Origin of the sequence: Stenotrophomonas sp. Marseille-Q4652, assembly GCF_916618915.1 — a bacterium.
GTDB lineage: Bacteria > Pseudomonadota > Gammaproteobacteria > Xanthomonadales > Xanthomonadaceae > Stenotrophomonas.
Genome location: NZ_CAKAKE010000001.1, coordinates 2,151,785 through 2,164,845, shown reverse-complemented (window position 1 = coordinate 2,164,845; position 13,061 = coordinate 2,151,785). Strand labels below are relative to the sequence as shown.

Below are 13,061 nucleotides of genomic sequence, written 5' to 3'. Positions count from 1 at the left end.
CTGGTATAATGCTAGGTTCTATTCCTGCCGGTGGCGCGAGCATTACATGGCCAACGAACGTCCTGCCCAGCAATCCGATATCAAGCAACTTATCAGCAAGGGCCTGGAACAGGGCTACCTGACCTACGCCGAAGTCAACGATCACCTGCCCGACGACATGGTCGACCCGGAGCAGATCGAGGACATCATCGGCCTGATCACGGGCATGGGCATCGATGTCCATGAGGTGGCCCCCGACGCAGAGACTCTTCTGCTCAACGACGGCAACACCGGCAACCGCGAGGTCGATGACACCGCCGCCGAGGAAGCCGCTGCCGCACTGACTGCACTGGACACCGAGGGTGGTCGCACCACTGACCCGGTGCGCATGTACATGCGCGAGATGGGCACGGTCGAGCTGTTGACCCGCGAAGGCGAAATCGCCATCGCCAAGCGCATCGAGGAAGGCCTGGGCCAGGTCCAGGCCGCCCTGGGCCAGTTCCCGCTCGCGATCGAGACCCTGCTGGCCGACTACGAACTGCACAAGGAAGGCAAGAAGCGCCTGGCCGAGATCGTGGTCGGCTTCAACGACCTGGTCGAGGAGCCGGAGCCGGTGGTGGCGGAAGCCCCCGTCGAGGCCGATGCCGACGCCGAGGCCGTGGATGACGACGACGCCGATGACGATGTCGCCACCGAAGACGACGCCGGCCCGACCGGTCCGGACCCGGAGGAAGTGGCCCGCCGCATGGAGCAGCTGGCCAGCGACTTCGCCAAGTTCAAGAAGGCCCATGCCAAGGGCGACGCCAAGGCCATGGCCAAGCTCCGCGAGGAGCTGTCGGCCACGCTGGTGACCCTGAAGCTGCCGCTGCCGCTGACCGACCTGCTGGTCAAGCAGCTGCGCGACGTCATGACCTCGATCAAGAACCACGAGCGCCGCGTGCTGCACCTGGCGACCGTGACCGCGCGCATGCCGCGCAAGGACTTCATCCGTTCCTGGGAAGGCAACCAGACCAACCTGGAGTGGGTCGAGGACGCACTGAAGCGCAAGCAGAAGTGGTCTTCCGCGCTGCGCGAGGTCAAGGACCAGATCATCAGCGAGCAGCAGGCCACCATCGACGTCGAGAAGACGACGATGCTCAGTCTCGAGGACCTCAAGGAACTCAGCCGCGCGATGGCCTATGGCGAAGCCAAGGCACGCAAGGCCAAGAAGGAGATGGTCGAGGCCAACCTGCGTCTGGTGATCTCCATCGCCAAGAAGTACACCAACCGCGGCCTGCAGTTCCTGGACCTGATCCAGGAGGGCAACATTGGCCTGATGAAGGCGGTCGACAAGTTCGAGTACCGCCGCGGCTACAAATTCTCGACCTATGCCACCTGGTGGATCCGCCAGGCGATCACCCGCTCGATCGCCGACCAGGCGCGGACCATCCGCATCCCGGTGCACATGATCGAGACGATCAACAAGCTCAACCGCATTTCCCGCCAGATGCTCCAGCAGTACGGCCGCGAGGCCACGCCGGAGGAGCTGGCCAAGGAAATGGACATGCCCGAGGACAAGATCCGCAAGGTGATGAAGATCGCCAAGGAGCCGATCTCGATGGAAACCCCGATCGGCGACGACGAGGATTCGCATCTGGGCGACTTCATCGAGGACACCAATGTGGAGTCCCCGATCGACAACACCACCAACATCAACCTGATGGAAACGGTGCGCGACGTCCTGGCCGGCCTCACCCCGAGGGAAGCCAAGGTACTGCGCATGCGCTTCGGCATCGACATGAATACCGACCACACCCTCGAGGAAGTGGGCAAGCAGTTCGATGTCACCCGCGAGCGCATCCGCCAGATCGAGGCCAAGGCGCTTCGCAAGCTGCGTCATCCGAGCCGTTCGGAGCAGCTGCGCAGCTTCCTCGACATCGATTGATCCAGCGCATCACCGCTTCAACACGATCCCCGCCCAGGCGGGGATCGTCGTTTCCAGGCATCGGCACCCTCCCGCCAAGCAGATCCCTCGCCGGCGTTGGCCGATCCCGCGACGACTCCACTACACTAGCCAGCTGCTGCGGGCCTATAGCTCAACGGTTAGAGCAGGGGACTCATAATCCCTTGGTTCCAGGTTCGAATCCTGGTGGGCCCACCACATAGACATCCGCGAGTGTCCGAAAGAGTCTATTTATCCACGTATATCTTGGCTTTCACGACGGTAGGATGTCCGCCTGTGTCTGTCGTCATCCGGTTGCATCCACTAAAAAAGTGAGTCAGTGTGTGTGTCATCGGGCTGTGTGGCCCTGGGTGACTCACAGGATCTTGACTCACATGCTGACTGACACCAAGTTGCGCGCACTCAAGCCCAGGGAAAGTCCCTTCAGGGTGGCTGACGCCAATGGCTTGTGCATCGAAGTTCGTCCATCAGGCGCTAAGGTCTGGCGTTACCGCTACCGCCACCTGGGCAAGGCAAGCATCGTCACTCTAGGTGAGTACCCTTCGATGCCCCTGCAGGCTGCCCGAGCCGAGCGGGATCGTCTACGTACTCAGTTGCGCAGCGGTGCAAACCCCGCACAGATGGCCAGGATCGAGAGAGCAGTGCAGGGGGAGCGGTCTGCCAACACTTTCAGTGCCATTGGCCTTGAGCTATTGGCCAAGCGGACGAAGGAAGGGCTGTCTCCTGGATCTGTCTTGCGGGAGCGAAGGTTGATCGAGAAGGACCTGGCAGGTCTGGCTGACTTGCCTATCGGTGACGTTAGTGCGCCCATCCTTTTGGCGGCGCTTAGGAAGCTTGAACAGCGAGGGGTCGTTGAGACGGCACACAGGGCAAGGGCGCATGCCGGCAGGATCTTCCGCTATGCCATTGCCACGGGGCGAGCTGATCGAAATCCCGCACAGGACCTCACAGGTGCGTTGGAGCAACCAAAGACCAAGCACTTCGCCAGTGTGACCGAGCCTGCTGCAATCGGTGAGCTCTTGCGCGCTCTCTGGGGCTACCAGGGGGCCTTTGTGACGCAGGCTGCCCTCAAGCTGGCTCCAATGCTGTTCGTGCGCCCAGGAGAGCTGCGGCAGGCCAAATGGGCTGACATCGATCTTGCGGCTGCCGAGTGGCGGTATGTGACCAGTAAGACAAAGACTTCGCACATCGTCCCGCTTTCCAGGCAGGCGGTGGATGTCTTGCAGGGCCTCTACCCCTACACCAAGCGCAGTGAGTTCGTCTTCCCTAGTGTCCGTACTGCCCATAAGCCAATGAGTGAGAACACGCTCAATGCGGCCTTGCGCAACCTGGGCTTTGATTCGGACACCATGGTTGGGCATGGATTTCGTGCGATGGCACGAACCATACTGGATGAGGTGCTTGGCTATCGCCCTGATTACATCGAGCATCAGCTGGCGCATGCCGTAAAGGATCCCCTCGGTCGGGCCTACAACCGTGCCACCCATCTGCCCGAGCGTCGAAAGATGATGCAGGCTTGGTCGGACTATCTGGATCGCCTGCGCGAAGAACAGCCCAAGGTTTCCCCGTTTCTCGCTAAGCGCGCATAACTGCTAGTTCGCCAGATACTTGAAGTAATCCATTGAATTACAAGAGATTTCATTCATTCATGGCCCGGCTGGTATGCCATCTGGCATGCCATTGGAGGCTGGCTGCTACTGGATCACTCTGGACGTGTGCACGCTTGCAATTGGTGCAGATATGCCTTGCTGAAAGTGGCGTTTGCATGCCATCGAACGCTATACGGCCAGTTCACCACGCTGCGCGCCTTGCGACTGGCTCCGCTGGTCTTTACTCGTCCTGGCGAGCTGCGTAAGGCGGAGGTGCAGGCGTGAGCTGACTATCTGGACAGCCTGCGTGTAGGTAACGTCGCCCCCTAGACTCTAAACCGCCCCGCTACTGATGGCGGGTGACGTCGTTCTTTCGAGACGGGTCATGATGTCAGGCTAGAGCTCCGGGGCTTCAATGGGGTTCTACCCCGAAATCACGGACTGTTTGGAAAGGGCTGAAAACTTCTGGTCCTGTTTGACCCGTCGCCGTCGCATCCTGGGGTTGTGGCGGCGCTCGATGTATTCGAACACATCGGACCGGGCGGCATCGAGTGTTGGATACGTTGTGCGATAGATCCGCTCGCGTTTGAGCAGACCAAAGAACCCCTCGCAGGCGGCATTGTGCCCCGAGGGCAGGCTACGCGCTCGCCACAATGCCCCACCGCACTCATCGAGCAGAGCAGGCCATTGGCGGCCAGGTAATCCTGGTAATCACCGCTACGAAATTGGCTGCCGCGATCGGAATGCAGGATCAGCGGATGCTGCTCCTGACGCTGCCAAACCGCCATCTGCACGGCCCTGATCACCATCTGCCGGTCCTGCCGGTGGTGCATGGACCAACCCACAATGCGCTGATCAAACAGGTCCAGCACGACGCACAGATACAGCTTGGCCTGCTGGGTCTTGATCTCGGTGATGTCGGTCACCCACTTGGTTTCCGGCTCCAAGGCGCTGAAATCACGCTCCAACAGGTTACGCACGCCCGGCGGCGTCAGTGCCGGTTGAGCGCGCTGGCCACGCCGTTTCGGGCGTGGCCAGCCCTGCAGGCCCGCTGCCGCCATCAATCGGGCAACCCGATTTCGACTGGCTAACAACCCTTCCTCGACCAGATCCTCCTGCATGCGGCCGGCCCCCAGCGTGCCCCGGCTGTTCTGGTGCAGCGCATGGATACGGCTCAGCAAGCGCTCGTTGTCGTGCTGTCGAGCACTGGGCAGTCGCTTGCTCCAGTCGTAGTAGCTACTGGTCGATACCCGCAGGCAGCGGCACATCAGGCGAATCGGAAACTCATCGCGGCAACGTTCGATCACCTGATACCTCAGGATGATGCCTTGGCAAAGAACGTCGCCGCTTCTCGCAAAAAATCCCGCTCCTTGGTGATCCGGGCCAACTCGCGCTTGAGCCGGGCAACTTCCTCGTCACGCGGGCTACCGGTGCCAACAAAGGCGGCTTTTCCCACCGCCTGTGCCTCCCGCTTCCAGCGAGTCAGCAGGCTGTCACGGATGCCCAGCTCACGGGCTACCTGGGCGCAGCTGACACCTGGCCGACTGGCTTGCTCCACTGCACCACGCTTGAACTCGGCACTGAACTTACGACGCTTTGACATGAACACTCCTCATGGCCTGAATCGGCCTTCTTGTAAGTGTCCGTGAAAACGGGGGTGAACCCCGGGGTAGAACCCTCACAAGCAAGTCAGATACCTTGCAAACCCTGGAAACTACATCGCTTCCATTGCGAAGGTTGTGCGAGAGGACACCCGTGCGGAGCGCGGTCCGATCCAAGTGGTTGGCCCCGATGCCATGATGACGCCTCATCCGCCAGGCGCGAAGCCCCACTTCTTGGTCATCGTTGTAGGTGAGACGGTTCGTGCGCAGAACTGGGGTTTGAATGGATATGGCAGACAGACAACGCCTCAGTTGGCAGCGTTGGACGTCGTCAATTTCTCAGACGTGACCGCCTGCGGGTCAAACACCGAAGTGTCGGTGCCCTGTATGTTCTCTGCGTACGGGCGGCGAGACTACGACCGAGACAAGATCAAAGGTTCGGAGTCGCTTCTGCATGTTCTGGAGCGTGCCGGGGTCAGGACCCTATGGCGTGACAACCAGACTGGATGCAAGGGCGTCTGCTCTGATCTGGCATTTGAATCCTATCGCGTGCCCGCCAAGGATGTTCTGTGCGACGACCAAGCATGCCGTGACGAGATTATGCTGCAAGGTCTGCATGACTCGATCGAGGACAACCCTGGTGATGTCGTCGTCGTTCTACATCAGTTGGGGAACCACGGACCCAGCTACTTCAAGCGATACCCGGAAGATCTGACGAAATTTACTCCCGACTGCCGAAACGCAGACTTGGGCAAGTGCACACGCGGTGAAATCGTCAATGCGTATGACAACGCGGTCCTTGCGACAGATGACTTCCTTGCAAAGACAATTCGCATGCTTGAACAGGACAAGAGTCACGATACCGGGCTGATCTATGTCTCCGACCACGGCGAGTCATTAGGGGAGGCGAACGTCTATCTTCACGGGCTCCCCTACGCTATCGCCCCTGATACTCAGATCAAGGTGCCGATGGTGATGTGGATGTCTGATGGTATGAAGAGCAGCAACAACCTGGACCTTCAATGTGTCCGGGACCGATCAAAGCAGCCGGCCAGCCACGACAACCTCTTCCATTCTGTGCTTGGCCTGATGCAGGTTAGGACGACGGTGCTAGACGAGAGCCTAAATCTGTTCTCAGGCTGTACCAGCAACGCCGGTCACAGCCTATAGCCGACCACGGCGAGTATCGCTGTTGGAAGACCCGTGAGCGTCTCTTGGGCCCAAAAGAAGGAATCATCGAAGTGGCAGATATGTACGGTCATCGTCCGCGGAGCATTGCGCGCGTCTTTGAGGCGCTTCGCTGGTCTCTCCAGGGACTGAGATCAGCTTGGCTGCATGAATCGTCGTTTCGGTTGGAAGTTGTTATGGCCGCGGTGGCATTACCTACAGCTATCTTTTTCGGCAACTCAGGGGTAGAGCGAGTGCTTCTCATGGGGAGCGTACTGTTCGTTTTGGCATTCGAGCTGCTGAACTCCGCTATCGAGGCAGTGATCGAACGGTATGGCCCAGAAATCCATGAGCTGGCTGGTCGTGCGAAGGACATGGGGTCGGCTGCGGTGTTCGTGGCTCTTTGCAATGTCGCCCTCACATGGGCCGTTATCCTTGTGGGTTGATTCCCCGGGTCCCGACCTGAACGGGGCTCGGGTGCGTTCAAGCACAGCCACCGTAGTGTTTTTATGTAATTGTATCCGTCCAAAAGAGGTTGCTAGCCTTTCCCAATGCGTCGCTCTCTGCCTGCTATTCGTATATACCTGATGCTGCTGCTTTTGGCGGTGTTCGTGGTCGTGCCTGTGGCCGAGGCATTGGCGTGCGCGCAAGAAGCGACGGTCAGCGTGGGCGATGTGCACGCCTTGCAAAGTGATTCAGACTCCGAGTCGAGCAAGAGCAAGGATTCGTCCAGTGCCGATGCCTGTGGCCATGGGCATTGCCACCATTCAACGGCAAGCCTCCCAGCTGCCGGTCACGACGATCTGTTCGCCGATGGCCGGATTTCGCTGCACAGTACCGAGCACGGGGACGTCTACGCCCTCCGACTCGACGGACCCATGCGCCCCCCCCGTATCTGATCTGGCTCTGCCCCGCATTTGCGGGTAGTTCGCTCAGATAATTTACGGGAGTTTTTATGTCGATTTTGACGGGTCGGTCGCTTTCAGCGACCGGGTTGGCTGTCGCTGTTCTGCTGGCGTTGGTGCCAACCGGGCATGTAGCTGCTCAAACTGCACCATCTTACGAATCGTTGCTTTCTCGTTTGAACCAGATGCCTGCGACGGTCCAAGGCGTCGCGCTGGCTGAGGCAGCCGAGGCGCGGGTACAACAGGCTCGGGCACTGCCCAATCCGACGGTCTCCATCGAAGCGGAGAACGCCTACGGCACTGGTCCCTACAAAGGTTTCTCAAACGCTGACAGCATTGTCACCCTCTCCCAGCCGCTGGAGATTTGGGGTCAACGAGGGGCCCGAGTGCGCGCCGCGCGTGCGGAGGCTGGGGCTGCAGGCTTGCGGGGTGATCTGATGCGCAGTGACGCAGCGGGTCGCCTGGCTGCGACATACGCCGAAGCAGAGGCTGCGCTGCGCCGATATGAGTTGGCCAGCGAGGCATTGGCCTTGATTGAACAGGACGCCAAGGCGGTAGCTGCGATGGTCAGCGGGGGACGTGAGCCCAACCTGCGCGGTGTGCAGGCACGGAGCGAGGTCGCCAATGCAAAGGCCAGCCTAGATGAGGCCGAGGCCTACCGGGATGCGGCGCTTGCTCGCCTAGCCGGGGTGTCCTTAGTGGACAGCCCGCTGACCGACATCGGCGAAAGCCTGCTTGACCGAGTGCCCTCTCACCCAGTCGCTATTGAGGTCGCCCCGCTTGCCGTTCGCATTGCCCAAGCTGAAGCGGAAGCCTCCGGCCGCCTTATCGATGTCGAGCGCAAGCGTGCCTTGCCACAACTGAGTGCATCCGTGGCTCAGACGCGCTTCCGCCAAGCAGGCGACCAGGCCTACAACGTGGGCATCAGCCTTTCGATTCCCCTATTCGACCGTAACCGCGGTGCGATCCAGGCGGCCTATGCGGAACAACGTGCTGCCGAAGCGGTTCTGGAGGCTCAGAGGCGTGACAGTGAGGCGGCCCGTTTGGGAGCGGTAGCGAGTCTCAAGGCATCCAACAGCCGCGTACGAGCAGCGGATGAAAGCGTACAGGCCGCAGATGAAGCCTATCGGCTGGCCCGCATCGGATTTGAGGCAGGTCGTATATCGCAATTGGAGCTGCGCAGCACGCGATCAACCCTGATCGCTGCGCGTGGCAGTGCTGTGGATGCCCGTCTTAGCCGGGTGGCAGCAGAAATCGACCTCGCCCGCCTTGAAGGGCGCGCACCGTTTGTGGAGGCAAAATGAACAAGTACGGAAACAAGACGCTCATCGGAGCGACGCTGCTGGCTACCTTGATGATGACCGGCGCGCTGACCTCATGCAGTGGCGGGGCGCAGGAGGATGCCAAATCCACCGGTACGGAGGCAGAAAAGCCGGCTGGAAAGGATGATGGTCACGACGATCACGCAGCTGACGCAAAGCCGGGCTCCGCCGAGGCGCACAGTGAAGGTGATGGTGATGGCGAACATGGCGAAGAGGAGTCCGAGGAAGGTGTAGTCAAGCTGACGCCTGACCAGATCAAGGCATCTGGCATCGGCGTGGTGGCTGTCGGCCGCGGCGGTGGCGCATCGACCCGCCTTGCAGGTCGCGTCGAGCCGGCCATCGGGGGGCGTGCTGCCATCGCCTCAACGGTCACCGGCCGCGTTGAGCGCGTGCTTGTTGCGCCGGGTACAGCCGTCAAGAGCAACCAGCCCCTGGTGATCATTGTCAGTGGAGAAGCTGCGACCTTCAAAGCCGCCGCCACTGCCGCTGCGGCGGAGGCCGAAGCCATTCGCCTGGCCTACGGCCGCGACAAGTCTCTTGTCGAGCAGGGCGTAGTGGCTCGCCAGGAGCTGGAGGCCTCGCGCGCGCGCTCTTTGGCCGCTGATGCCGCCGCTAGTGCTGCACGTGCACAGGTAGCGGCCAGTGGATCTCCGGACAGTTCCGGCCGGGTGACAATCTCCAGTCCTGTCGCTGGCGTGGTTGGCAACGTCCAAGTGACGCCCGGTGGTGTCGTCTCAGCTGGAACGCTTGTTGCGGAGGTTTCCAATCCGGACATGAATGAACTCGTATTCACTGCACCGCCAGCACTGGCCACTCTCGCGGTGCCCGGAATGAAGCTGGAAGTGACTGGCCCGGGCGGAAGCTTCGAAGCTGAGGTGATTGCCGCCGCTGCGAATGTGATGCAGCAGGGAGGCACCGCGACCATTCGCGCCAAACCAATTTCGGAGAAGTTGCCACCGGCCGGCTCGCCCGTTTCGGCGGTAATCATCGCCGATGGCGCAGCTGAAGGCATGAGCGTCCCGGCGGATGCGGTCCAAAGCGTTGATGGCAGAAGTGTTGTGTTCGTTGCTGTCGAGGGAGGCTTTAAGGCAACGCCGGTACTCGCTGGCCGTCGTGCAGGTAATCGAATCGAAATCCTTAACGGTCTGACAGGTAGTGAGCGCCTCGTAGGAGCCAATGCCTTCCTGCTCAAGGCCGAACTGGCCAAGGGCGAAGCCGAGCACGGCCACTAAGGGAACTCATACACCATGTTCAAGATCATCATTGAAGCAGCGGTCAAGTTCCGCTGGCTCGTGGTGTTTCTGGCTGCATTGATCGCCTGCTTTGGCTTGTTCCAACTGAGCAAGCTGCCAGTCGATGCTGTACCAGATATCACCAACCGCCAGGTTCAGATCAATACAATTGCACCTGCCCTCACACCGGAGCAGATTGAACGCCAGGTTACCTATCCTCTGGAGACGGCCTTGGCCGGCATCCCGGGTCTGAATACAACTCGTTCCCTGTCGCGCAATGGCTTCTCTCAGGTCACGGCGATCTTCACTGATCAGACCGACATCTATTTTGCCCGCCAGCAGGTGGCAGAGCGGATGCGGGAGGCTGCCGGAGATCTGCCCGAGGGCGTGTCCCCCATGCTCTCCCCGGTTACAACCGGGCTGGGCGAGGTTCTCATGTGGACGGTGGACTTCAAGCCATTCGACCCCAAGAAGCTGGCCAAGCCCGGCCAGGCTGGCTGGCAAGAGGGTGAGGTCTACCTGACACCAGAGGGCGATCGTCTTGGAACCGCCCAGGAGCGCGCAACGTACCTGCGTACTGTCCAGGACTGGATCATCGCACCACAGATGCGCTCCAGCCCCGGCCTGGCCGGTGTTGATACGGTGGGTGGGTACGTCAAGGAATACGGCATCTACCCCGACAGCGCTCGACTGGCGGCATACAACCTGGGTCTGGCCGATCTGGTCCAAGCACTGGAACGCTCCAACGTCCAGGCTGGCGCGGGTTTCGTCCAGCGTGCGGGCGAAGGCCTGGTCGTTAGGGCAGACGGCCTTGCCCTGACGACCGACGACTTGGCTCAGTCGCCGGTGGCCACCAAGGACGGTGTGGTCATCCGGGTGGCCGATGTTGCCGAGGTCGGTATGGGGCGCGCCCCACGGCTTGGTGCAGCTAGCCGAAATGGTCATGAGGCGGTACTGGGCACGGCACTGATGATCGCCGGCGGCAACAGCCGCACCGTCGCTCAAGCTGCAGCTGAGCGCCTGGCACAGGTCAACGAATCTCTGCCCGCCGATATCTTCGCAGAGCCAGTGCTGGACCGTAGTGTGCTGGTTAACTCCACCGTCAAGACTGTCGCCAAGAACTTGACCGAAGGCGCCCTGCTGGTCGTCGTTGTGCTGTTCCTGCTGCTGGGCAACCTGCGGGCGGCAGCCATCACCGCATTGGTCATTCCGCTGTCGTTCCTCTTCGCTGTTATCGGCATGAACAAGTTCGGCATCAGCGGCAACCTCATGAGTTTGGGTGCGCTGGACTTCGGCATCCTTGTGGATGGCGCGGTAATTGTGATCGAGTCCACCCTGCTGATGCTTGGCAAGCGGCGTGCGGAACTCGGCCGACCCCTCAATGCCATGGAGCGACTGCGTGTGGCCGCCGACTCGGCGAGGAAAATGGCGCGCCCTGCAGCCTTCGGCCAGGTGATCATCCTGTTGGTGTTCGCACCGATCCTTACGCTGGAAGGTGTGGAGGGCAAGACGTTCCAACCGATGGCCGCCACCTTCATGCTCGCCCTCGTTGGCGCGTTTATCTTCTCGTTCACCTTTGTACCGGCGATGGCTGCCCTGTTGGTCAGGGAGCCCAAGCTCCACGCGAAGAAGGAAGGACACGAGGGCGACCAGGACGAAGAACATGAGACTGCCATCATCCGCGTCCTGCGCGGCCGTATTGAACCGGCGATCCAAGCGGCGATTCGTAGGCCCAAGGCAGTGTTCGCTGGCGCCATTTTGATGCTCGCGATGGGCGTGGTCGGCTTTACGATGCTGGGTCGAGAGTTCATGCCAACGCTTGATGAGGGAAATCTCGCTATGCAAGCGTTGCGTGTGCCATCTACGTCGCTTGAGCAATCGTTGGCTATGCAATTGGCGCTGGAGAAGGCCATTGCTGCTGAACCAGAGGTTGTGACGGTCTTCTCGCGGACCGGTACTGCAGAAGCAGCTATCGACCCCATGCCGACCAACATCTCCGACAGTGTGATCGTACTTAAACCGAGAAAGGAGTGGCCAGACTCTTCCCTGAGCAAGGAGGATCTGATTGCAAGGTTTGAGAAGATCGCCGCCTCGCAGATAGGCAACAGCTTTGAATTCAGCCAGCCCATCGAGCTGCGCTTCAATGAGCTGATCTCAGGCGTGCGTACGGACCTGGCCGTCATGATCTACGGCGACAACTTCGAGCAACTGCAAGCTGTTGCCGATCAGGTCGCGCTGAAGCTGAGGAATGTCCAGGGCTCAGCGGATGTCCGTGTTGAACAGATTTCCGGCCTGCCCACGCTCAATGTGGCAATCGATCATCTTGCAGCTGCGCAGTATGGCCTCACGGCAGCGGACGTGAGCGACGCGCTTTCAACCGGTATTGGCGGCGCTGCGGCAGGCAAGATCTTCGAGGGCGACCGCCGGTTCGATGTTGTTGTGCGCCTCGGCGACGATGCACGCAATGACCCCGATCAGCTCGCGTCACTGCCGATTGCAACTCCAACTGGGGGCATCGTGCCGCTCTCCTCTGTCGCACGCATTGAGATCAGCGAGGGGCCGAACCAGATCAGTCGAAACAATGGAAGCCGTCGTGTGGTGGTGCAGGCAAATGTTCGCGGTCGTGACTTGGGCGGGTTTGTTGGAGAGGCCCAGGCGGCGGTGAAGGACGTACAGCTTCCGCCGGGCGCCCACATGACGTGGGGAGGTCAGTTCGAGAACTTGCAGCGGGCTGAAAAGCGACTCATGACAGTTGTTCCGATTGTCTTCCTATTGATCGGCAGCCTGCTGTTCATGGCATTGGGCAGCGCAAAGGAGGCGGGCCTGGTGTTCACCTGCGTCCCACTGGCCCTGGTTGGCGGAATTCTCGCGTTGCTGGTGCGTGGTATGCCGTTCTCGGTATCTGCCGCCGTCGGATTCATCGCGGTATCGGGTGTTGCGACCCTGAATGGATTGGTGCTCATGCAAGCCATCAGAGAGAGGCTTGATGCAGGTGACAGTCCATTGATCGCTGCAATGAACGGTGCCGGCAGCCGAATTCGCGCGGTGGTGACCACCGCGCTGGTGGCGATCGTTGGCTTCATTCCAATGGCTATTGCGAGTGGATCTGGTGCTGAGGTGCAGAAGCCTCTCGCCACGGTGGTCATTGGCGGCCTGTTGACCGCAACAGTGCTAACACTTCTTGTGCTGCCGACATTTGCGGGACGCTTGGCCAAGGCAGGCCCGAAAGGGCAACCGGAAACTGTCCACTGAATGATGGAGTGTTTGGGCCCGGCAGAGCATCTGCCTGCCGGACTTCCCGTTCCATTTTTATGACGTTGGAGG

General features: G+C 60.5%; 8 protein-coding genes, 1 tRNA gene and 1 pseudogene. 9 read left to right on the top strand and 1 reads right to left on the bottom strand.

The features are described 5' to 3' along the window. Positions 1–46: 46 nt before the first annotated feature. The 3 genes from rpoD to LG380_RS10270 all read left to right on the top strand — a co-directional run bounded on the left by rpoD (position 47) and on the right by LG380_RS10270 (position 3,510). On the top strand, positions 47–1,903 hold the full coding sequence (gene rpoD / locus LG380_RS10280) for an RNA polymerase sigma factor RpoD (protein WP_225764968.1): 1,857 nt from the start codon (positions 47–49) through the stop codon (positions 1,901–1,903). A gap of 140 nt (positions 1,904–2,043) precedes the next feature. Further along, positions 2,044–2,119, top strand: a tRNA-Ile gene (locus LG380_RS10275). Positions 2,120–2,295: 176 nt separating this feature from the next. After that, positions 2,296–3,510, top strand: a complete 1,215-nt coding sequence (locus LG380_RS10270) for an integrase arm-type DNA-binding domain-containing protein (RefSeq protein WP_225764967.1) — start codon at positions 2,296–2,298, stop codon at positions 3,508–3,510. 423 nt (positions 3,511–3,933) lie between these two features. Here LG380_RS10270 and LG380_RS10265 read toward each other — a convergent pair. Then, positions 3,934–5,113 (bottom strand): annotated as a pseudogene (locus tag LG380_RS10265) (IS3 family transposase). A gap of 196 nt (positions 5,114–5,309) precedes the next feature. Here LG380_RS10265 and LG380_RS10260 point away from each other — a divergent pair. The 6 genes from LG380_RS10260 to LG380_RS10235 all read left to right on the top strand — a co-directional run bounded on the left by LG380_RS10260 (position 5,310) and on the right by LG380_RS10235 (position 12,989). Continuing rightward, positions 5,310–6,281 (top strand): sulfatase-like hydrolase/transferase, encoded by a 972-nt coding sequence (locus tag LG380_RS10260; protein ID WP_225764966.1) that lies wholly within the window; start codon positions 5,310–5,312, stop codon positions 6,279–6,281. 71 nt (positions 6,282–6,352) lie between these two features. Continuing rightward, positions 6,353–6,724: a diacylglycerol kinase gene (locus LG380_RS10255; protein ID WP_027080084.1), complete on the top strand. Its 372-nt coding sequence runs from the start codon at positions 6,353–6,355 to the stop codon at positions 6,722–6,724. Positions 6,725–6,829: 105 nt separating this feature from the next. Then, positions 6,830–7,177, top strand: a complete 348-nt coding sequence (locus tag LG380_RS10250) for a hypothetical protein (protein ID WP_225764965.1) — start codon at positions 6,830–6,832, stop codon at positions 7,175–7,177. Between the two features lie 56 nt (positions 7,178–7,233). Beyond that, positions 7,234–8,487 carry a TolC family protein gene (locus LG380_RS10245; RefSeq protein WP_225764964.1) on the top strand — a complete coding sequence of 418 codons (1,254 nt, stop codon included), beginning with the start codon at positions 7,234–7,236 and terminating at the stop codon, positions 8,485–8,487. Continuing rightward, positions 8,484–9,737, top strand: coding sequence for an efflux RND transporter periplasmic adaptor subunit (locus LG380_RS10240; RefSeq protein WP_014159610.1), 1,254 nt, complete (start codon positions 8,484–8,486; stop codon positions 9,735–9,737). Before LG380_RS10245 ends, LG380_RS10240 begins: the two co-directional genes overlap by 4 nt. Positions 9,738–9,752: 15 nt before the next feature. Further along, entirely contained in the window at positions 9,753–12,989 is a 3,237-nt protein-coding gene (locus tag LG380_RS10235; RefSeq protein ID WP_070471847.1) for a CusA/CzcA family heavy metal efflux RND transporter, read from the top strand. The last annotated feature ends 72 nt before the right edge of the window (positions 12,990–13,061 follow it).